At 59.8% G+C, this 20,520-nt stretch carries 17 protein-coding genes and 1 riboswitch; of the genes, 11 read left to right on the top strand and 6 right to left on the bottom strand.

Annotation, left to right across the window (positions count from 1 at the left end; translation table 11 throughout):
- Positions 1-8: 8 nt before the first annotated feature.
- Positions 9-2,216 carry a polysaccharide biosynthesis tyrosine autokinase gene (locus AB6V08_RS21560; protein WP_368544835.1) on the top strand — a complete coding sequence of 736 codons (2,208 nt, stop codon included), beginning with the start codon at positions 9-11 and terminating at the stop codon, positions 2,214-2,216.
- Positions 2,217-2,264: 48 nt separating this feature from the next.
- Here the strand turns inward: AB6V08_RS21560 and AB6V08_RS21555 are convergent, their stop codons facing one another.
- From AB6V08_RS21555 to AB6V08_RS21545, 3 genes are all read right to left on the bottom strand, one after another.
- Complete coding sequence (locus AB6V08_RS21555) at positions 2,265-3,731, bottom strand: aspartate aminotransferase family protein (RefSeq protein WP_368544834.1); 1,467 nt, start codon at positions 3,729-3,731, stop codon at positions 2,265-2,267.
- An 18-nt stretch (positions 3,732-3,749) separates the two neighbouring features.
- Positions 3,750-5,126, bottom strand: coding sequence for a diaminobutyrate--2-oxoglutarate transaminase (locus AB6V08_RS21550; RefSeq protein ID WP_368544833.1), 1,377 nt, complete (start codon positions 5,124-5,126; stop codon positions 3,750-3,752).
- A 312-nt stretch (positions 5,127-5,438) separates the two neighbouring features.
- Positions 5,439-5,900 carry a hypothetical protein gene (locus AB6V08_RS21545; RefSeq protein ID WP_368544832.1) on the bottom strand — a complete coding sequence of 154 codons (462 nt, stop codon included), beginning with the start codon at positions 5,898-5,900 and terminating at the stop codon, positions 5,439-5,441.
- Positions 5,901-6,452: 552 nt separating this feature from the next.
- A riboswitch (TPP riboswitch) is annotated at positions 6,453-6,550 on the top strand.
- A 35-nt stretch (positions 6,551-6,585) separates the two neighbouring features.
- Here AB6V08_RS21545 and thiM point away from each other — a divergent pair.
- Genes thiM through AB6V08_RS21530 form a run of 3 tightly spaced genes read left to right on the top strand, consistent with a single transcriptional unit; the run spans position 6,586 to position 8,942 of the window.
- Positions 6,586-7,356 (top strand): hydroxyethylthiazole kinase, encoded by a 771-nt coding sequence (gene thiM / locus AB6V08_RS21540; protein ID WP_368544831.1) that lies wholly within the window; start codon positions 6,586-6,588, stop codon positions 7,354-7,356.
- Positions 7,353-8,153, top strand: a complete 801-nt coding sequence (gene thiD, locus AB6V08_RS21535; protein WP_368544830.1) for a bifunctional hydroxymethylpyrimidine kinase/phosphomethylpyrimidine kinase — start codon at positions 7,353-7,355, stop codon at positions 8,151-8,153. The genes thiM and thiD overlap by 4 nt, the downstream gene beginning before the upstream one ends.
- Positions 8,154-8,195: 42 nt before the next feature.
- Positions 8,196-8,942, top strand: a complete 747-nt coding sequence (locus AB6V08_RS21530; RefSeq protein WP_368544829.1) for a GntR family transcriptional regulator — start codon at positions 8,196-8,198, stop codon at positions 8,940-8,942.
- On the opposite strand, the gene AB6V08_RS21525 is transcribed toward AB6V08_RS21530, so the two are convergent.
- From AB6V08_RS21525 to AB6V08_RS21515, 3 genes are read right to left on the bottom strand one after another with little or no spacing between them, the layout of a single operon-like run.
- Complete coding sequence (locus AB6V08_RS21525) at positions 8,916-9,869, bottom strand: PfkB family carbohydrate kinase (protein WP_368544828.1); 954 nt, start codon at positions 9,867-9,869, stop codon at positions 8,916-8,918. The genes AB6V08_RS21530 and AB6V08_RS21525 overlap by 27 nt on opposite strands.
- The gene (locus AB6V08_RS21520; RefSeq protein WP_368544827.1) at positions 9,866-10,870 is read right to left on the bottom strand and encodes an ADP-ribosylglycohydrolase family protein; all 1,005 of its coding nucleotides are present in this window, start codon (positions 10,868-10,870) and stop codon (positions 9,866-9,868) included. The genes AB6V08_RS21525 and AB6V08_RS21520 overlap by 4 nt, the downstream gene beginning before the upstream one ends.
- Positions 10,867-12,144: a nucleoside permease gene (locus AB6V08_RS21515; protein ID WP_368544826.1), complete on the bottom strand. Its 1,278-nt coding sequence runs from the start codon at positions 12,142-12,144 to the stop codon at positions 10,867-10,869. Before AB6V08_RS21515 ends, AB6V08_RS21520 begins: the two co-directional genes overlap by 4 nt.
- 249 nt (positions 12,145-12,393) lie before the next feature.
- Between AB6V08_RS21515 and fbaB the strand changes: the two genes are divergently transcribed.
- From fbaB to AB6V08_RS21480, 7 genes are all read left to right on the top strand, one after another.
- The gene (gene fbaB, locus AB6V08_RS21510) at positions 12,394-13,446 is read left to right on the top strand and encodes a class I fructose-bisphosphate aldolase (RefSeq protein ID WP_368544825.1); all 1,053 of its coding nucleotides are present in this window, start codon (positions 12,394-12,396) and stop codon (positions 13,444-13,446) included.
- Positions 13,447-14,150: 704 nt separating this feature from the next.
- Positions 14,151-15,305, top strand: a complete 1,155-nt coding sequence (locus tag AB6V08_RS21505; protein ID WP_368544824.1) for a mandelate racemase family protein — start codon at positions 14,151-14,153, stop codon at positions 15,303-15,305.
- A gap of 33 nt (positions 15,306-15,338) precedes the next feature.
- On the top strand, positions 15,339-16,955 hold the full coding sequence (locus AB6V08_RS21500; protein ID WP_368544823.1) for an ABC transporter substrate-binding protein: 1,617 nt from the start codon (positions 15,339-15,341) through the stop codon (positions 16,953-16,955).
- Positions 16,952-17,989, top strand: a complete 1,038-nt coding sequence (locus AB6V08_RS21495) for an ABC transporter permease (protein ID WP_368544822.1) — start codon at positions 16,952-16,954, stop codon at positions 17,987-17,989. Before AB6V08_RS21500 ends, AB6V08_RS21495 begins: the two co-directional genes overlap by 4 nt.
- Positions 17,986-18,891: an ABC transporter permease gene (locus tag AB6V08_RS21490; protein WP_368544821.1), complete on the top strand. Its 906-nt coding sequence runs from the start codon at positions 17,986-17,988 to the stop codon at positions 18,889-18,891. The genes AB6V08_RS21495 and AB6V08_RS21490 overlap by 4 nt, the downstream gene beginning before the upstream one ends.
- On the top strand, positions 18,863-19,723 hold the full coding sequence (locus AB6V08_RS21485) for an ABC transporter ATP-binding protein (RefSeq protein ID WP_368544820.1): 861 nt from the start codon (positions 18,863-18,865) through the stop codon (positions 19,721-19,723). Before AB6V08_RS21490 ends, AB6V08_RS21485 begins: the two co-directional genes overlap by 29 nt.
- Positions 19,724-19,732: 9 nt before the next feature.
- Positions 19,733-20,506 carry an ABC transporter ATP-binding protein gene (locus AB6V08_RS21480; protein ID WP_368544819.1) on the top strand — a complete coding sequence of 258 codons (774 nt, stop codon included), beginning with the start codon at positions 19,733-19,735 and terminating at the stop codon, positions 20,504-20,506.
- Positions 20,507-20,520: the final 14 nt, after the last annotated feature.

Genomic DNA, 20,520 nt, shown 5'->3' with positions numbered 1-20,520 from the left:
ATTAACCTATGTTGTCAAAAAATGATTACGCCTATGGCGAATCAACCGAACTCAGGCAGGTGGATCTGGTGCGCATCGCGGCGGAGCTTTTTGACCACCGCCTGTGCATTATGTTCGTCACCCTCTGCTTTGCCTCATTCGGGGTGATGTTTGCGCTCTTCTCAACGCCGCTCTACGTTGCCGATGCCCTGATCCAAATCGAGGATAAGCAGCAAAACAGCCTGCTGAAATCCCTCAACCAGCTTACGCCGGGCTATACGCCAGACTCGGCGGCGGAAATTCAGCTGCTGAAATCACGCATGATCCTCGGAAAAACCATCGAAGACCTCGGGCTGCGCTATCAGGTGACCCAGTCCCGCTTTCCGGTGCTGGGTAACGGCTGGGCGCGGCTGACGGGCGAGGCGCCCGGCATTCTCAGGCTGGACAGGCTCTCATTCTCCTCCGCGTCCACGGGCGACAAAGCCCTGCGCATCGTCGCGGAGGGCAAAGACCGTTTTCGCGTTGAAGGGGAGGGGATAGCGGCTTCCGGCGCCGTCGGGCAGCTGCTGCGAGCGTCGGGCGTCACGCTGCGGGTTAAAGCACTCAGCGCGCCTGCGGGGACGCGCTTTACGGTCAGGCTGCTCTCCCTGCCGCACGCCATCAATGAGCTGAACAAGCGCCTCACCGTCAAGGAGATGGGCAAAGAGAGCGGGATCCTGAGCCTCGCCCTGACCGGGGCAGATCCTGAGCGGATAGCCCACACCCTGGCAAGCATTGCCGACAACTATCTCAAGCAGAATATCGCCCGCCAGGCGGCGCAGGATTCTCAAAGCCTGGCGTTTTTGCAGCGGCAGCTGCCGGGCGTGCGTAGCGATCTGGACGAGGCGGAAAAACGCCTCAACCGCTACCGCAAGCAGCAGGACTCGGTGGATCTGAGCCTTGAGGCAAAGTCGGTGCTGGAGCAAATCGTTAACGTCGATAATCAAATCAACGAGCTGACCTTCCGCGAGGCGGAAATCTCGCAGCACTTTAAAAAAGATCACCCGACCTATCGCGCTCTGAGGGAGAAGCGCCAGACGCTGGAGGGCGAGCGCGGCAGGCTCAACCGGCGGGTGTCCGACATGCCCGCCGTCCAGCAGGAGATCCTGCGCCTGAGCCGCGACGTGGACTCCGGGCGCGCCATTTATCAGCAGCTGCTGACGCGCCAGCAGGAGCTGAACATTTCCCGCTCCAGCACGATCGGCAATGTGCGCATTATCGATGAGGCGCTGACCAGCCCGGACCCCGTTCAGCCGCGGAAGCTGTTGATCGTCGTACTCGCCACGCTGTTCGGGGCGATCGTCTCCGCCGGAAGCGTAATGCTCAGGGCGGGGTTCAGGAAGGGGATTGACTCCCCTGAACAGCTGGAGGCGCAGGGGATGAACGTCTACGCCACGCTGCCCCGCTCGTCCTGGCTGCGGGATAAAACCCGGCTGGCGAAACGGCATTTTTTCAGGAGAACGGAAAAGCACAGAACCACCAACGTGCCGTTCCTGCCCGTCGACCGCCCGCTGGATATTTTTGTGGAGGCCGTGCGCGGGCTGCGAACCAGCCTGCACTTTGCGATGATGGATGCGGAAAACAACATTCTCATGCTCAGCGGGCCGGCGCAAAACTGCGGCAAAACCCTGGTCAGCACCACGCTGGCGGCGCTGGTGGCGCAGGTCGGCGAGCGGGTGCTGCTGGTGGATGCCGACATGCGCAAGGGCTATGTCCATAACATCTTTTCGCTTGGCAACAAGGCGGGCTTGTCGGATGTGCTGTCCGGGAAAGCGTCGTTCCGGGAGGCCATTCAGACCTACGCGGCGGGGCATTTCGACGTCGTGACCTGCGGCCAGGCGCCGCCCAACCCGTCAGAGCTCCTGATGCACGATCGCTTTAAAAAGTTCATGCAGTGGGCAAGCGAGCGCTACGACATGGTGATTATCGACACGCCGCCGATTCTGGCGGTAACCGACGCCGCGCTGGTGGGAAGCCTGGCGGCCTCGACGCTGCTGGTGGCGCGCTACAACGTGACCAGCGTGAAGGAGATGCTGGTCTGCTCGCGACGGCTGCAAAAAATGAACGTCAACATTAAGGGCGTGGTGGTGAATGACGTGGTGAAATCCGCGGTGAACTACTACCGCTCGGGCTACAGCCTGCAGGGTTACGGCGAGAACGCGGCAGAGGGCAAAAAGCGCAGAATTGGAGAAAGGTAATTTGAGTGAGAAACGGGTGCGGGCAGAGGCCCACACCCGTGAGGGCGATTACTTCGCCAGAACTTCCTGTGCGGTACGCTCAACCAGCGACAGCAGGACTTTGATGTCCTCCAGCGTTACGGTTGGGTTCAGCAGCGTCAGCTTCAGGCAGGTAATGCCGTTGTGCTCGGTCACGCCGACGTTAGCGCGACCGGACTCCAGCAGGGCATCGCCAATTTTCTGGTTCAGCAGCGCAACGCCTGCATCATCCATTGGTGACTGTGGACGGAAGCGGAACAGCACGCTTGCCAGCTGCGGCTGCATGACCAGCTCAAGAGCAGACTGCTCTTTCACGTAGGCCGCAACCTGCTGTGCCAGGGTCACACCGTGATCGATGATCGCCGCGTATTGCTCCTGACCCAGTGCTTCCAGGCTCATCCACAGCTTCAGCGCGTCGAAACGGCGCGTGGTTTGCAGAGACTTGGACACCAGGTTCGGCACGCCAGCTTCTTCGTCGAACTCGGAGTTCAGGTAAGCCGCCTGATAGCGCATCAGCTCGTAGTGACGCGCTTCTTTCAGCAGGAACGCGCCGCAGCTGATGGTCTGGAAGAACTGCTTGTGGAAGTCCAGGGTAACGGAATCCACCAGCTCAATGCCGTCCAGATAGTGACGATACTGCTCGGACATCAGCAGCGCGCCGCCCCAGGCCGCGTCCACGTGAACCCAGATGTTCTGCTTCGCCGCCAGTTCAGCAATGGTGCGCAGCGGATCGATAGCGCCTGCGTCAGTGGTGCCCGCAGTGGCAACGATAGCCAGGATCTGCTCACCGTTGGCGTTGCACTGGTCGATTTTCGCGGCCAGATCGTTGACATCCATGCGCGAGAATTCGTCCGTTTTCACCTGCACTACGGACTGGTAGCCCAGACCCATCAGCGCCATGTTTTTCTGCACGGAGAAGTGCGCATTTTCGGAGCACAGCACGCGAATTTTACGCAGATCGCCGACCAGACCGTCCTGCTGAACGGAGTGGCCCTGACGCGCGAAGAACGCGTCACGCGCCAGCATCAGCCCCATCAGGTTGCTCTGGGTTCCGCCGCTGGTGAAGACACCTGCATCGCCAGCCTGATAACCCACGCGGGTACGCAGCCACTCGATCAGTTTGATCTCGATGATGGTTGCGGACGGGCTCTGATCCCAGGAGTCCATACTCTGGTTAGTGGCGTTGATCAGCACTTCCGCCGCCTGGCTGACAACCAGGCTTGGGCAGTGCAGGTGCGCCACACACTGAGGGTGGTGAACGGACAAGCTGTCTTTCAGGAAGAACTCAACGGCGCGTTCAATCGCCGCTTCGTTGCCCAGCCCTTTCGGGTTGAAGTCCAGCTTGATACGGTCGCGCAGCTCTGCGACCGTTTTGCCCTGGTACATCTCAGGCTGTTTCAGCCACTGCATCACCGCCTGAGTGCTTTGCTCAATCGCCTGCTGATAAGCTTCAATGCTCTGCGCAGAGGAGAACAAAATTGGGTTTGAATCAGACATCGTAATCAACCACTCCGGTTACGCCGGGCGAACGCCCGCAGCAAGCAGCGCCTGCTCGAATTTATCCAGGAACACTTTCAGCTCATCGTCGCTGATCAGCAGTGAAGGCAGCAGGCGCAGCACGATACCGTTACGGCCACCGCGTTCCAGAATCAGACCATTTTCGAAGCACTTCTTCTGGATCAGCGCAGACAGTTCGCCGTCGCCCGGGAAGCAGCCCATGTGGTCAGCCGCTTCGTTAGGCTTGACGATCTCAATACCGATCATCATGCCCAGACCGCGAACGTGGCCGATGACAGGATAGCGTTTTGCCATCTCTTTCAGCTGGCCTTTCAGCCATTCGCCCTGCGCGGCAACTTTGCCGGCGATGTTCTGATCTTTCAGGATTTTCAGCGTGGTCAGGCCGGTCGCCATGGCGAGCTGGTTGCCGCGGAAGGTACCGGTGTGGTGGCCTGGCGCCCATGCGTCGAACTGCTTTTTGATACCGAGCACGGCCAGCGGCAGACCGCCACCGACAGCTTTGGACATCACGATGATGTCTGGCTCAATACCCGCGTGTTCGAAGGCGAAGAATTTACCGGTACGGGCAAAGCCAGCCTGAACTTCGTCGAGGATCAGCAGAATGCCGTGTTCCTGAGTCACTTTACGGATGCGCTGCAGCCACTCGGCCGGAGCCGGGTTCACGCCGCCTTCACCCTGAACCGCTTCGAGGATCACGGCTGCCGGTTTGCGCACGCCGCTTTCTACGTCGTTGATCAGGTTGTCGAAGTAGTAGGTCAGCGCTTTCACGCCCGCTTCGCCGCCGATACCCAGCGGGCAGCGGTACTCGTGCGGGTAAGGCATGAACTGAACTTCTGGCATCATGCCGTCAACCGCTTCTTTCGGAGAGAGGTTGCCGGTCACGGACAGTGCGCCGTGGGTCATACCGTGGTAACCACCAGAGAAGCTGATGATACCGCTACGACCGGTCACTTTTTTCGCCAGCTTCAGCGCTGCTTCTACGGCATCAGCACCGGATGGACCGGTAAACTGCAGGCAGTACTCTTTGCCCTGACCAGGCAGCAGAGACAGCAGATATTCGGAGAACGCGTCTTTCAACGGCGTAGTCAGATCCAATGTATGTAACGGCAAGCCGCTGGTAATGACATTTTGGATGCTTTTCAGCACATCAGGATGATTATGTCCAAGCGCGAGGGTGCCTGCGCCTGCTAAACAGTCAAGGTATTCTTTATTATCTGCATCGGTTATCCACACGCCTTCTGCTTTAGTGATCGCTAAAGGCAGCTTGCGCGGATAACTCCTGACGTTAGATTCAAACTCGGCCTGACGGGCCAGATAGGTTTCGTTGCTTTTGTGGGCATCTACGGTGTCAATACGGACTTTATCCGTCATCATATCACTCCTACAACCGCGGCTTCGTTATGCGCCACGATTGAATAAAAAGTTAAAAAACAGATGGGGCCTGGAAAAAACGCCGCCAATATAGAGCCTTTTGCCACGGGGCTCAATGGTTAATTTGTTTACTGTTTTGTTACGCGGCACAGAGGGGAGGGCCTATCCTGAATCCCGGCATAAAGAATGGGGTTTTCGCCCTTTTAAAACAGGCGGTTGCAGCACCTCCGACCTGTCTGTAAATGTGCTCATAAGAGTGTTACAAATCGTGCCTTTTTTTGATCGAAAAGGAGGCATGACGCCCCCTTAAGATGATTATTTCTGCGTAACCTGCAAAATACCGTTGTCGCGACCTTTTGTTTTATTCCAGGAGGCGCCGGTAATACCGTTTTCATCAAGGCTAATTGATATAACAAATCCATTACCGCGGATTTCATAAAAATTAGCATTAATGCGTTTTACGGTTGCCTTCTTGCCATTGACGGTGGCGCTAAAGAAGCCGTTAGAAAGCGTGGCGTTCACCACGTTGGACGAGAAAGACGCTTCCCGCATCGGGTCGTGGACTTTCACTGCCTGCGCGTGCTGCACGGCATTTGCGGCATTTTCTAACGCCTGTTTTTCCGCCGCCGCGTTAATCGCCGAGGTGCGGTTTTGGTCGGCGAGGTAGCAAGCATCGCGGCTGACGCCCTGCGCTTCACACTTCGCCAGACGATCCGCCTGCGTGGTACACCCTGCCAGCGTGGAAAGGGCCATTGCTATCATCATTAACTTTTTCATTGTATGACCTTTAATTTGCAAAACGAGATTAAGAGCCAGGTTATTTACCTGCGGTCAGGAGCATTGATTTATCAGGGTGAAATAAATCACGCCCATAAATATGCCCGTCGCCACCAGGCAAACAGAAACAATTGCGCTATACAGGATTAATTTCATCGAATTAATTTCATTATTACGTTAAAGGAGCGACGTAGGCGCTACGCATTATCCTAAAACAGTTTGCTATCTTGGTTTCTTTAATAGCGACAATGGTAACGGGAGACAACTATCCAGTATTGCGATAGTTGGTATGTTGACTTAGATCACATTTGACAGGGAAAGTAAATGTTGACATTTATTTTTTAAATACTTGATATTTAATGTATTTTTATTGGTTTCGATAAGCGGGTTTTGCTTTAATTCTTCTGAATCAATGATATTAAATGTCAGCATTTAAATAGACGTTGGGAGATGGCTTTGCTGAGAGTTGAACGGTATCACACGGGCAGCTAAACGCTCGGACTTGCTATTACCCGCGGCTTATCTTAGGCTGCCTGCGTTACATCATTTGTGTAATTTGACTCGGGGTGCCCTTCATCAAAGAAGGCTGAGAAATACCCGTATTACCTGATCTGGATAATGCCAGCGTAGGGAAGTCAGATGCCTTCCCGGTCATCGCTTCTTCACGCAAGGCAGGAGCGAAACCATGCAGCCTGACCTGCTCGATTTACACGTTTTACATCAATTCCGCACCCGTTCTCCGCTCACGCACTGCATGACCAACGATGTGGTGCAGACCTTTACCGCCAACGTTTTGCTGGCGCTGGGAGCTTCTCCGGCGATGGTGATTGAGCCCGAAGAGGCCGAGCAATTCGCCGCGCTCGCCGATGCGCTGTTAATCAACGTTGGCACCCTTACCGCGCCGCGGGCGCAGTCGATGCGCCGGGCGATTGAAAGCGCGGTGGCGGCCGGCAAGCCCTGGACGCTCGATCCGGTTGCGGTGGGGGCGCTGGCGTTTCGTATCCGTTTTTGTCATCAGATCCTCGCTCTTAAGCCTGCCGCCGTTCGGGGGAACGCCTCGGAAATTCTCGCGCTGGCGGGGATGAGCGCGGGCGGGCGGGGCGTGGATACGACCGACACCGCCGCCAGCGCGCTGCCTGCCGCGCAGGCATTGGCGCGACAGACCAATGCCATCGTGGTGGTTACCGGCGAGGTGGATTACGTCACCGACGGGCAGCGAACCCGTTCTGTAGCGGGCGGCGATCCGCTGATGACCCGCGTGGTGGGGACGGGATGCGCGCTGTCGGCGGTGGTGGCAGCCAGCTGTTCGCTGCCCGGCGACAGGCTCGACAACGTGGCGGCCGCCTGCGGTTTTATGAAGCGCGCCGGTTCGGCGGCGGTGGCTGAATCGCGCGGGCCGGGCAGCTTTGCCAGCGCCTTCCTCGATGCGCTCTATGCCCTGGAGGCGCACGCATGAAAAGAATCAACGCATTGACCATTGCCGGCACCGATCCCAGCGGCGGGGCGGGCATCCAGGCCGACCTAAAAACCTTCTCGGCGCTCGGCGCATACGGCTGTTCGGTGATTACCGCGCTGGTGGCGCAAAACACCCGCGGCGTGCAGTCGGTGTACCGCATTGAGCCAGACTTTGTTGCCGCCCAGCTCGATTCGGTGTTCAGCGACGTGCGTATCGACACCACGAAGATCGGCATGCTGGCGGAAACGGATATCGTCGAGGCGGTGGCGGAGCGGCTTAGCCGCTATCAGGTGCAGAACGTGGTGCTTGATACCGTGATGCTGGCGAAAAGCGGCGATCCGCTGCTCTCATCGTCTGCGGTGGAGACCCTGCGCAAAAAGCTGCTGCCGCAGGTGGCGCTGATCACGCCGAACCTGCCCGAAGCCGCCGCGCTTCTCGATGCACCCCACGCGCAAAGCGAACGCGAAATGAAAGCGCAGGGCCAGGCGCTGCTGGCAATGGGCTGCGGGGCGGTGCTGATGAAGGGCGGTCATCTGGACGATGCCGAAAGCCCGGACTGGCTCTTCACCCGCGACGGCGAGCGGCGTTTTACCGCGCCGCGCGTGCAGACCAAAAATACCCACGGCACGGGCTGTACGCTCTCCGCGGCGCTAGCGGCCCTGCGTCCGCGCCACGCAAGTTGGGCAGATACCGTCCAGGAGGCCAAAATCTGGCTCTCCCGGGCGCTGGCGAAAGCCGATTCTCTCGAAGTGGGTCACGGTATTGGGCCGGTTCATCATTTTCATGAATGGTGGTAGGCCGTATACTGGCTGTAAACATCAGGCCCGAGAAAAACAGAGATGGAACAAGCGCATACCCGGTTAGTTGAGCAGCTAAACGAACGGATTTCCGCGCCGGACAACACGCCGCTGTACCTTAAGTTTGCCGAAACGGTCAAAAACGCCGTGCGCAGCGGCGTGCTGGAGCATGGCAATATTTTGCCCGGCGAGCGGGATCTGAGTCAGTTAACCGGGGTGTCGCGCATTACCGTGCGTAAAGCGATGCAGGCGCTGGAGGAGGAGGGCGTGGTTACCCGCGCCCGGGGCTACGGCACGCAAATCAATAACATCTTTGAATATTCCCTTAAAGAAGCGCGCGGGTTTTCTCAGCAGGTGGTGCTGCGCGGCAAAACGCCGAACACGCTGTGGGTGAACAAGCGGGTGGTGAAATGCCCGGAAGAGGTGGCTAACCACCTGTCGATCTCGCCGGACAGCGACGTCTTCCTGCTGAAGCGCATTCGCTACGTGGACGATGACGCGGTTTCGATTGAGGAGTCCTGGGTGCCGGTGGGGTTAATCCACGACCCGGACGCGATTGGGATTTCCCTTTACGACTACTTCCGCAGCCAGAATATCTTCCCGCAGCGCACCCGCTCCCGCGTCAGCGCCAGGATGCCGGACAGCGAGTTTCAGGCGCATATTAAAATGGACGATAAAATACCGGTGCTGGTGATCAAGCAGGTCGCGCTTGACCAGCAGCACCGGCCCATTGAGTACAGCATCAGCTACTGCCGCAGCGATCTATACGTCTTTGTGTGCGAGGAGTAGCTCCTCGCGCCGCGGCGCACAGTCGCCGCCCCGGTGGCTCACCACCCAGGCGGCCACCGCATTCCCCAGCCTGACCGACTCCGCCAGACTCCAGCCCGCCGCCAGCCCGGCAAGGGTGCCGCCCGCATGGCTATCGCCCGCGCCGATGGTATCCACCACCGTGGCGGGAAACGCCGGAACGGTGCCCGACGCGTCACCGTCGTACCAGGCCGCGCCGTCTTTGTCGTGGCGCACAATCAGGGCTGAGCCAAAGCGCTGCTGCCACTGCGTACCCAGCGAATCAACCGCCACGCCAAGCCTGTCGGCGGCAATCTGCGCCTCCTGGCGATTCAGCGACACCACGGGCTTACAGGCCATGATCCGCGCCATCAGATCGTCGGGGATATCCGCGATGCGCGGGCCGAAATCGATAAACCCCGTCACGTTGCGAAGACCCTCCAGCCAGCCGGTCAGCAGTGCGCCGCACGGGGACGCCAGCTGATAGCCCGACAGATAGACCAGGCTCTCTGGCGGCACGTCCAGCCCGTCCAGCCAGGATGGCTGCCACTGATTCTCGACGCCGCTGAACGACATAAACGTCCGCTCGCCGTCAGGCTCCACCAGCGCCAGGCACCACCCGTTATCGCCGGTTTCAGCCTCCACGGCGCTGTGCAGATCCTGCTTTGCCATGGCGTTGCGAATAATATCGGCCCACACGCCGTGCCCAACGGGCAGCGCGTTTTGCGCCTCAATACCGAGGCGCTTCAGGGCGATGGCGATATTCAGCGCGCAGCCGCCAATGTTGACGCCCTGCTGCTTAAGTTCGATATCACACCCGCGCCAGGGCAGGGCGTAGGCGTCGGCGATCACGTCAATGACCGCCGCGCCCAGTACCGTGACCGGACGCGTGGCGTGCAGCGTTTCAAGGCGTTGAGCCAAAGAAGTCATAAGCCCTCCCGTTGCTCCCGATAGTGCATCAGCTTCTCACAATAGTGGCCGAAGTCGAGCCGGTTGACGGCGTCAAGATCGGCTTTCAGCCCCGCGTCGATGGCCTGCACGCCGTGCAGCGCGCCGCAGATGGCGGTTGCCATCGCGCCGATGGTGTCCGTGTCACCGCCCAGGTTGGCGCACAGTATCGCGCAGCGGTTCGGATCGGTGCCCGCCAGCTCCACCATCGCAATCGCCGCCGGAACGGACTCAACGGTGCTGGTGCCTGCCCCGACGAGCTGATACACCTGCTCGCTGGCGGACTCCGTGCCGTTGGCCTCGCGCACGGTTTTCAGCGCCAGCTCGATTCGCGCCGCCAGCGACGCGCTAAAGGTGGTGGTCTTCGCCTCCTGCGCGTAGCGGGCAATGCCCGGCAGCGCGTCGACGATGTTCCGCCAGCTTTCGCCGTCGATGGCGCGGGAAATCGCCCAGGCAATCACCACCGCCCCGGCAATGGCGAGGTCGGACTTATGGGTCGGGCTGGAGGCCAGCGCCACCTGCTCAACAAAGTGTTCCAGGCGGGTGGCGGGCAGCAGACAGCCCAGCGGCGAGGCGCGCATCGCCGCGCCGTTGGTCACGCCGTTGTTTTCCAGCTCGCTCACCGGCTTGCCGTCGCGAATGGCGTTCAGCGCGATTTTCGAGGTCGGGCCGAGCACGTTCTTGTTAAAGGCGTCGAAATCCTCCGCCCAGCGCAGAATATGCCGGCCGATGACGTCGGCGTTAATCTCCCCGTCGCATTCGATAAGCGCATCCGCCAGGCAGAGCGCCATTGAGGTGTCATCGGTAAATTCCGCGCGGTTAAAATAGCAGGCGGCATTATTCTCCGCAGGCCCCGGCAGAAAACGGTCAATCCAGCCGAAGTGCGCCTTCACGCGCTTTCTCGGCCACAGCTCCGACGGCATACCCATCGCATCCCCTAACGCCTGCCCGTAAAGAGCACCGAGAATACGTTCTTGTTTCATTTAACTTCCCCTTGTGTCAGCGCGGCATCGCCATCAACCACCTCAATTGCGGTGATCTCTTTATCCGATTCGCGGAAAAACAGCATGAACAGCACGGCAATCACGGCAATCATGATCCCCCCAAATGCCCACATTCCGGCCCAGTTGAAGGTCAGCCCATTCACCGGCTCTTTATATGCGAACATTTTTTCCATCATTACGCCGCCCAGACGGTAGCCCAGCAGGCTGCCAAAGCCCTGACAGCACAGCGTAATCAAGCCCTGCGCGGCGGTACGCATATGCACCGGCGCCTTTTTGTCCACGTAGATGTACGCGGTCACGTAATAGAAGTCATAGCTCACGCCGTGCAGCAAAATGCCGAGGAACAGCAGGGCGTAGGTGAAGTACTGCTCCGCGCCGCCGTAAACGAAGAAACCGTAGCGGATTGCGGCGGTGATCAGACCCAGCAGTAAGACCTTCTTAATACCAAAGCGTTTGGTGAAGAACGGCAGCGCCAGCATAAAGAAGATTTCGGAGAACTGGCCGAGGGTCATCCAGCCGGTGGCGTTTTTCATTCCCACTTCGGTGAGATAGCCGTTGGCAAAGATGTAGTAGAAGGCCAGCGGCATCGCGAACAGGAACGAGCAGAAGAAGAACACGAGGAAGTTTTTGTCGCGCAGCAGGATCAGCGCGTCCAGCCCCAGCATAACCTTGAAATCCAGCTTGCCGGTGCTTTTCGGCGGAGTGTTCGGCAGGAACAGGGCGAACACGCCCAGCAGCGCGGAGCTGGCGGCGGTCATCAGCAGGGGAATGTTGGTATCGGAGATATCGCTGTAACCCATCATCTGCGGCAGGAAGCCGCACGCCAGGCCGGAGGCGATCCAGCCGATGGTACCCATCACGCGAATGCGCGGGAAGTCTGCTTCGACGTCATCCACGTTGGCGAAGGCAATGCTGTTGGTCAGCGCGATAGTCGGCATATAGGTCAGGGAGTAGACCAGCAGCAGCGGGAAGAAGGTGCTGAACTGGGTTTGCTGGGCGGCGAAGTACATCAAAATCGCACCCGCGAACATCAGCACCGCCAGCACCTTTTGCGCGGCAAAGAAGCGGTCGGTCAGCGAGCCTACCAGGATTGGCGAGAGAATGGCGGCGATAGCGGTACAGGCGTAAGACCAGCCGATCTCCCCGGCGGTAAAGCCGCTTTTGCTGAGCCAGAGCCAGAGCGGCACAAACCAGGCGCCCCAGATAAACCATTCAACAAACATCATGAATGACAGTTGGACTTTCGTTTTCATAGTTTAATCCTGCATGTCAGAGAGGGTACGCCTTTAACATACCATTCAATAATACCTTTTAAATACCTTTGGTGTGAATGTTTGATCCCTGTAACATTTCTGTTGTAAATGAATCGAGCCAGCAGATTGTGCTTAAAAAAGTTGCAGACGGTGGAAAATCTGTTAAGTCGGTACCAGGCTTAGTCTGCTCACAAAAATGTGGGTTTGGATAACGCTCCGACATGATGTCGGACATACGGGAGCATCGCTATGACTGATATTGCGCAATTGCTTGGCAAAGACGCCGACAGCCTTTTACAGCATCGCTGTATGACCATTCCAGCCGACCAGCTTTACCTGCCCGGCCACGACTACGTTGACCGCGTAATGATTGATAACAACCGCCCGCCTGCGGTGCTGCGAAACATGCAGACGCTTTACAACACCGGGCGACTGGGCGGCACCGGGTATCTCTCTATTCTGCCGGTGGACCAGGGCGTTGAGCACTCTGCGGGCGCCTCGTTTGCGGCGAATCCGCTCTATTTCGATCCAAAGAATATCGTCGAGCTGGCGATTGAAGCCGGCTGTAACTGCGTGGCCTCAACCTACGGCGTGCTGGCCTCCGTGTCCCGCCGCTACGCGCACCGCATTCCGTTCCTCGTCAAGCTTAACCACAACGAAACCCTAAGCTACCCGACCGAATACGACCAGACGCTGTACGCCAGCGTCGAGCAGGCGTTCAACATGGGCGCGGTGGCGGTGGGGGCGACCATCTATTTCGGCTCCGAACAGTCTCGCCGCCAGATCGAAGAGATCTCCGCCGCCTTCGAGCGCGCGCACGAGCTGGGCATGGTGACGGTGCTGTGGGCTTACCTGCGTAACGAAGCCTTCAAAAAAGACGGCGTGGATTACCACGTCTCCGCCGATTTAACCGGGCAGGCAAACCACCTGGCAGCCACCATTGGCGCGGATATCGTGAAGCAGAAAATGGCCGAAAACAACGGCGGCTATAAGGCGGTGAACTTCGGCTACACCGACGACCGCGTGTACAGCAAGCTCACCAGCGATAACCCTATCGACCTGGTGCGCTACCAGCTGGCGAACTGCTACATGGGCCGCGCGGGGCTCATCAACTCCGGCGGCGCGGCGGGCGGTGATACCGACCTGTCCGACGCGGTGCGCACGGCGGTGATCAACAAACGTGCGGGCGGCATGGGGCTGATCCTTGGCCGCAAGGCGTTTAAAAAATCGATGGCCGACGGCGTGAAGCTGATTAATGCGGTTCAGGATGTGTATCTGGATAGCAAGGTGACGATTGCATAGTCCTGGTTGCTTCCCTCTTCCTTTGGGAGAGGGATCCTCTGTCTTTTTTCGAAGCGACAGATTTTTGTCATGAAAGTAAAAAGGCTACAGCAACACCCTGTTCCGGCCGAAAATCGCCGAAGCGTTTCCGGAAGGCCGGGGCGAGGCGCAGGGACGCGCCGAGAGGGCATAGCCTGCAGGGATGCAGGCTGGTGCCCGACCCGAAAGCCTGAAGGAATAAGCTGAGGGCACCGCGAAGCGGCGATTTTCTTGCCGGGAGCCAGGGTGGTCAGGGAGGCGGCGGCGAGCCTCCCTGACACGTTCACAAGTATTGTGGTAACAGAGAAGCAGGGAACGTAAGGTGAACGGAACCACCTCCAAAGCCGTATGTTCCCCTCACCCTAACCCTCTCCCCAAAGGGGCGAGGGAATTACTGCGTGCGAACGTTATTTCTGAGGATCACCTCACCTGTGGATGAGGGCATCAAGCCCAAAACCCATTTCGAAACTCAATTTCATTTCATCCGAACATCCGTCCCGATCCACCTCACACTTCCGCTTCCTTTTGTGAAAACTGTCACTCCTTGCCGTGCATATGCACAAAAAATCACCGATGCTTAGCGGAATTTGTCTAAGGCAGCGGACGAATTTTGCGCTTAAAGTTAGTTTCGAAACGCCTTTTCAAATTATAAATCGCGCTGACCCTCTGCAGCGTAAGGACTGATAATGAAAATAGAATCTGTAAACGTCACCGTCTTCCAGTACCCGACGCGCCGCGTGTCCGACAGTGCCGGGCATTCGCATCCGGGGCCGGAGAGCATGGCAAAAATGGCGATGCTGACCATTACGGCAGAAGACGGCACCAAAGGGTATTCCTTTGCACCGCCGGAAGTGGTGCGTCCCTTTGTGGTGAATACCTTCTTTCGTAAGGTGCTGGTCGGCCAGGACGCGTTCAACCGCGAACGTATCTGGCAGGATCTGGCGCACTGGCAGCGCGGCAGCGCCCATCAGCTGACCGAGCGGGCGCTGGGCTTTGTGGAACAAGCGCTGTGGGATCTCATTGGCCGCAGGCTCAACCTGCCGGTGTGGAAACTGCTCGGCGGCTACCGCGACAAGGTTCCGGCCTACGGCAGCACCATGTGCGGCGATGACCTGCCGGGCGGGCTCTCCACCCCGGAGGAGTACGCCAGCTTTGCCGAAACGCTGGTGGCGCGGGGCTATAAGGCCATCAAGCTGCACACCTGGATGCCGCCCGTCTCCTTCGCGCCGAACCCGAAAATGGACGTTAAAGCCTGCGCCGCGGTGCGCGAAGCGGTCGGGCCGGATATCGACCTGATGATCGACGGCTATCACTGGTACAGCCGCACCGAGGCGCTGTGGATCGGCAAAGAGCTTGAAAAACTCAACTTCGCCTGGTTCGAAGAGCCGATGGAAGAAGAGAGCATGGCCTCTTACGCCTGGCTTGCGGAAAACCTGTCCATTCCGATTATCGGGCCGGAGAGCCTCGGCGGAAAACACCACAGCCGCGCGGACTGGGTGAAGGCCGGAGCCTGCGACATTCTGCGCGCGGGCGCGAACGGCGTGGGCGGCATTTCACCGACCCTGAAGGTGGCGAACCTGGCGGAGTCGTTCGGGATGGACTGCGAAGTCCACGGCAACGGCGCGGCGAGCCTTGCGGTTATCGGCGCCATCAAAAACTGCCGCTGGTACGAGCGCGGCCTGCTGCACCCGTTCCTCGACTACGACCAGCCGGCGGCGTACCTCAACAGCCTTATCGATCCGATGGATGAACACGGCATGGTCAGCCTGCCGACCCGCCCGGGACTGGGCGAAGACATTAATTTTGCATATATCGAAGCCAATACCGTCAGCCACGACTGACAGATAAAAACGTACCCTACAGGCGATATATCCATGAAACGAACTCCCGTGACGGGAGCGTGCCTGCTCGCGCTCTCGCTGATGATGGGGAGCGGCGCGGCGCTGGCAAAAACGCCGCCCGATCAGCTCATCATCGGCATGAATATGAACAACCTCCTGACCCTCGATCCGGCGGCGATGACCGGCAACGAGGTGGTCGGCATTGTGGTCAATCTCTACGATTCGCTGGTGGAGCTTGATCCGAACAACCTCACCAACGTGCGGCCCGCGCTGGCGACGTCCTGGGACATCGCCCCGGACGGCAAAACCCTGACGTTTCACCTGCGCGACGACGTGACGTTCCACTCCGGCAACCCGATGACCGCAGAGGACGTGGTCTGGTCGATGCGCCGCCTGCTGCACCTGAACCTTGCCCAGGCGTCGGTGTGGAAATCCTACGGATTTTCAAAGAGCAATATCGATAGGCAGGTCAGCGCCCCGGACGCTTACACCGTGCAAATCGTTCTGCCTAAGCCTAACGATCCGCAGCTGGTGATTTACTCCCTGGGCGCGCTGGGCAACCTCGGGGTGCTCGACAGCAAAACGGTGCAACAGCACGCGGTCAGCGGCGACTGGGGCAACCGCTGGCTCACCACGAACGAAGCCGGATCGGGGCCGTTTATGCTCGACACCTGGCAGGCCAAAGACGTGCTGCGAATGCAGCGCAACCCGCACTACTGGCGCGAAGAGGCGAAGATGAGCCGCGTGGTGCTGCGTCATTTTCAGGAGTCGCAAACCCTGCGCCTGATGATTGAAAAGGGCGATCTTGATATCGCCAACAGTATGGCGGTGGCGGACATTAACGCCCTGCGCAAAGATCCGCAGCTCACCGTGGAGGCCGTGCAAAAAGGCACGGTCTACTACGTGGCGATGAGCATGAAAGAGGCCCACTTCGCCAACCCGAAGGTGCGCGAGGCGGTGCGTTATCTGATTGACTATCAGGGCATCAATAAAGCGCTGATGCCGGGCTACGGCGTGCTGCACCAGCGGCCCATTAAAGCCGGTATGCCGTCCACGCTCCCGGATCCGGGCTACAGGCTGGATATCCCGCGCGCCAAAAAGCTGCTGGCGGAGGCGGGCTACCCGGACGGATTTGATACCACGCTGCGGGTGCTGGCGGATCAGCCTTTCCTCAATATCGCCATTGCCGTGCAGTCGACGCTGATGCAGGCGGGGATCAACGCCAAAATCATCACCGGCACCGGGAACCAGATTTACGGCGCGATGCGCGAGCGTAAGTTCGACATGCTGGTGGGGCGCGGCGGAAGCGGGGTAGAGCCGCACCCGCACTCCAGCCTGCGCGCGCTGGTCTATAACCCGGACAACAGCGACGGCGCGCGGCTGACCAACTTCCAGGGCTGGCGCACCAGCTTCTACGACAGGCCGCTCAACGAGATGATCGATAAAGCCCTGCTGGAGCGCGATCCGCAAAAGCAGATCGCCGACTACCAGCAGATCCAGGTGCGCTACGATGCGCTGATCCCGGCGATGATCCCGCTCTCGCAGATGGTGGATTCGGTGGTGGTGCGTAACGAGGTCAAAAACTTCCAGTCGCACCCGTCGGCAACCACCTTCCTGCGCGACGTCTATAAAACCGGAGGTGAACAATGAGCGTGGCAATCCTCGCGCCCGGCTCCCGCGCCCGGCGCTTCTCAACGCGGCTCACGCAGGTGGCGATCACGCTGTTTGGCCTGCTGCTGTTGACCTTTTTCATTGGCCGCGTGATGCCGGTTGACCCGGTGCTGGCGATTGTCGGTCCGGATGCCGATCACAGCACCTATCAGCAGGTTTATCACCAGCTGGGCTTCGACCAGTCTCTGCTGACCCAGTTCGGTATTTACCTCAGCAACCTGCTGCACGGCGACCTGGGCAACGCGCTGCTGACCGGCAAGCCGGTGACCGCCGATATCCTGCGCGTCTTCCCGGCGACGCTGGAACTGGCGACGATGGCGATTATCGTCGGCGCCGGTCTGGGCATTCCGCTGGGGGTTCTGGCGGCGGCGCGGCGCAACAGCCTGTCCGATTACGCGGTGCGCATTATCAGCCTCGCGGGCTACTCCACGCCGATCTTCTGGGTCGGGATGATGGGGCTACTGCTGTTCTACGCCTGGCTCGGCTGGGTGGGCGGCGCGGGGCGGCTGGATCTGGGGCTGGAGGGATTAGTGCCGCGCCGTACCGGGCTGATGACCGTCGATGCGCTGCTGGCGGGCAATGGGGCGGTGTTCTGGAACGCCATCAACCATCTGGTGCTGCCCGCGTCGCTGCTCGGCTTTCACTCGCTGGCCTACATCAGCCGCATGACCCGCAGCTTTATGCTGGCGCAGCTCTCCCAGGAGTTCATCATCACCGCGCGGGTCAAGGGCCTGACCGAGCGGCAGGTCATCTGGAACCACGCGTTTCGCAACATCCTCGTGCAGCTCCTGACGGTCGTCGCGCTGGCGTACGGTTCGCTGCTGGAAGGGGCGGTGCTGATTGAAACCGTCTTCTCCTGGCCGGGCTTTGGCTCGTATCTCACCGGCAGCCTGCTGCTGGGGGACATGAACGCGGTCATGGGCTGCGTGCTGCTGGTCGGGATCATCTTTGTGATGCTCAACCTGCTCTCCGACATGCTGTATCAACTCTTTGATCCGAGGACAAAATCATGACCGTTTCTCTGGATTCGCCGCTGGGGGCGGGGCAGTCCGACAGCCGCCAGCGTATCAAACGCACGCTGGGACGCGCCGCCGGGTTTGTCGGCAAAATGGCGCGCAACCCGCTCACCGCGATTGGCGGCGGGATTATCCTGCTGCTGTTAATTGTCGCCGCGTTTGCGCCGCTGATAGCGCCCTACAGCCCGCTGGTGCAGGACCTGAACAACGCTCTGGCGGCGCCGAACGCGCAGCACTGGTTCGGCACCGACGAGTTTGGCCGCGATATCTTCAGCCGCCTGGTGTACGGCTCGCGGATCACGCTTTACATCGTGCTGCTGGTGTCGGTCACCGTGGGCCCGCTGGGGCTGCTGCTGGGCGTGACCGCAGGCTATTTTGGCGGCAGGGTGGATGCGGTGCTGATGCGCGTCACCGATATCTTTATCTCCTTCCCGAGCCTGGTGCTGGCGCTGGCGTTCGTGGCGGCGCTCGGGCCGGGGCTGGAGCACGTGGTGATTGCCATCACGCTCACCGCCTGGCCGCCGATTGCCCGCCTGGCGCGCGCCGAAACCCTCTCGCTGCGCCAGGCGGATTTTATCTCTGCCGTGCGTTTGCAGGGGGCTTCTCCCGCCCGCGTGTTGTGGCGCCACATCGTGCCGCTGTGCCTGCCGTCGGTGATTATCCGCATCACCATGAACATGGCGGGGATCATTCTGACCGCCGCCGGGCTGGGCTTCCTCGGCCTCGGCGCGCAGCCGCCGGAGCCGGAGTGGGGGGCGATGATCTCCAGCGGCCGCACCTACATGATGGAGTGCTGGTGGGTGGTGACTATTCCGGGGCTGGCGATATTGATCAACAGCCTGGCGTTCAACTTCTTAGGAGATGGCCTACGTGACATCCTCGATCCCCGCAGCGAATAACCCCCTGCTCGACGTGCGCGATCTCCACGTCGATTTTATCAACGGCGGCGCGGTGACCCACGCCGTGCGCGGCGTCTCTTTCCAGCTCGGACACGAGAAGCTGGCGATCGTCGGCGAATCCGGCTCGGGGAAATCCACCGTCGGGCGGGCGCTGCTGCGCCTGCACCCGGCGAAAGCGCAAATCAGCGCCGCGCGAATGCAGTTTGGCGACGTGGATTTGCAAAACGTCAGCGAGGCGCAGATGCGCGCCATCCGCGGCAAGCGCATCTCGATGATTATGCAGGACCCGAAATACTCGCTGAACCCGGTGGTGTGCGTGGGCGACCAGATTGCCGAAGCCTGGCTGACGCACCATCCCGGACGTAAGGCCGAGGCGAAAACCAAAGTGCTGGAGATGCTCGACGTGGTGCGCATTCGCCAGCCGGAGCGCGTGTATCACCTCTATCCGCACGAGATTTCCGGCGGGCAGGGGCAGCGCATCATGATTGCCATGATGCTGATAACCGACCCGGAGCTGGTGATTGCCGATGAACCCACCTCGGCGCTGGACGTGTCGGTGCGTTTGCAGGTGCTGGGGCTGCTGGACGATTTAGTGCAGTCCCGCGGGCTGGGGCTGATTTTCATCAGCCACGACATCAACCTGGTGCGCAGCTTCTGCGACCGGGTGCTGGTGATGTACGCCGGGCGCGTGGTGGAGTCTATCGCCGCGAGGGATCTGCACAACGCGCAGCACCCCTACACGCAGGGCTTGATCAGCGCGCTGCCGGAAATCAACCGTCGCCGTCCGACGCTGCCGGTGCTGCAGCGCCAGGCCAGCTGGCTTACCCAGTAAGGAGCAGAGATGATCGAGATTAACCACCTCAACCTGGCGTTTGGCGAAGGCGAGAAGCGCAATCAGGTGCTGCACGACGTGAACATCAGCGTGAAGGCCGGGGAGATTTACGGGCTGGTGGGGGAGTCCGGCTCGGGTAAAACCACGGTGCTGAAGTGTCTGGCCGGGCTGTTCACCCACTGGGAGGGCGAGCTGGCGATTGACGGCCAGCCGCTGGAAAAGCGCCTCAGCCGGGAACGCTGCCGTCGGGTGCAGATGGTCTTTCAGGACCCCTACGGCTCGCTTCATCCGCGCCACACCGTCGGCGATATTCTGGAGGAGCCGCTGCACATTCACGGCATTAAAGACCGGGATCGGCGTGTCCATGCCCTGCTCGATAAGGTGGGGCTCAGCCGGGCGTTTCGCGATCGCTACCCGCACCAGCTTTCGGGCGGGCAGCGCCAGCGCGTGGCGATTGCCCGGGCGCTGATCCTGGCGCCGCAGGTGCTGCTGCTGGACGAACCCACCTCGGCGCTGGACGTGTCGGTGCAGGCGGAGATCCTCAACCTGCTGGCAGAGCTGCAGCGCGAGTCGAACCTCACCTACCTGATGGTGACCCACGACTTAGGCGTGATTGCGCACCTGTGCCAGAAGGTGGCGGTGATGCAGTACGGCAAAATCCTCGAAAGCCTGACCGTGGACGAGCTGGTCGCCGGGCAGGCCAAAATGGACTATACGCAGATGCTGGTTAACGCCAGCCAGCAGTATTCCCGCGAGATGGCGCGGGAAGTGGCGGCGTATTAGGGTTGTGCGGTTTT

Origin of the sequence: Enterobacter soli, assembly GCF_964208575.1 — a bacterium.
GTDB lineage: Bacteria > Pseudomonadota > Gammaproteobacteria > Enterobacterales > Enterobacteriaceae > Enterobacter > Enterobacter soli_A.
This window is presented reverse-complemented; position numbering and strand designations above follow the sequence as displayed.

Coding starts and splice junctions, on each gene's coding strand:
- AB6V08_RS21560 (WP_368544835.1), top strand. CDS start 9: ATGTTGTCAAAAAATGATTACGCCTATGGCGAATCAACCGAACTCAGG.
- AB6V08_RS21555 (WP_368544834.1), bottom strand. CDS start 3,731: ATGTCTGATTCAAACCCAATTTTGTTCTCCTCTGCGCAGAGCATTGAA.
- AB6V08_RS21550 (WP_368544833.1), bottom strand. CDS start 5,126: ATGATGACGGATAAAGTCCGTATTGACACCGTAGATGCCCACAAAAGC.
- AB6V08_RS21545 (WP_368544832.1), bottom strand. CDS start 5,900: ATGAAAAAGTTAATGATGATAGCAATGGCCCTTTCCACGCTGGCAGGG.
- thiM (WP_368544831.1), top strand. CDS start 6,586: ATGCAGCCTGACCTGCTCGATTTACACGTTTTACATCAATTCCGCACC.
- thiD (WP_368544830.1), top strand. CDS start 7,353: ATGAAAAGAATCAACGCATTGACCATTGCCGGCACCGATCCCAGCGGC.
- AB6V08_RS21530 (WP_368544829.1), top strand. CDS start 8,196: ATGGAACAAGCGCATACCCGGTTAGTTGAGCAGCTAAACGAACGGATT.
- AB6V08_RS21525 (WP_368544828.1), bottom strand. CDS start 9,869: ATGACTTCTTTGGCTCAACGCCTTGAAACGCTGCACGCCACGCGTCCG.
- AB6V08_RS21520 (WP_368544827.1), bottom strand. CDS start 10,870: ATGAAACAAGAACGTATTCTCGGTGCTCTTTACGGGCAGGCGTTAGGG.
- AB6V08_RS21515 (WP_368544826.1), bottom strand. CDS start 12,144: ATGAAAACGAAAGTCCAACTGTCATTCATGATGTTTGTTGAATGGTTT.
- fbaB (WP_368544825.1), top strand. CDS start 12,394: ATGACTGATATTGCGCAATTGCTTGGCAAAGACGCCGACAGCCTTTTA.
- AB6V08_RS21505 (WP_368544824.1), top strand. CDS start 14,151: ATGAAAATAGAATCTGTAAACGTCACCGTCTTCCAGTACCCGACGCGC.
- AB6V08_RS21500 (WP_368544823.1), top strand. CDS start 15,339: ATGAAACGAACTCCCGTGACGGGAGCGTGCCTGCTCGCGCTCTCGCTG.
- AB6V08_RS21495 (WP_368544822.1), top strand. CDS start 16,952: ATGAGCGTGGCAATCCTCGCGCCCGGCTCCCGCGCCCGGCGCTTCTCA.
- AB6V08_RS21490 (WP_368544821.1), top strand. CDS start 17,986: ATGACCGTTTCTCTGGATTCGCCGCTGGGGGCGGGGCAGTCCGACAGC.
- AB6V08_RS21480 (WP_368544819.1), top strand. CDS start 19,733: ATGATCGAGATTAACCACCTCAACCTGGCGTTTGGCGAAGGCGAGAAG.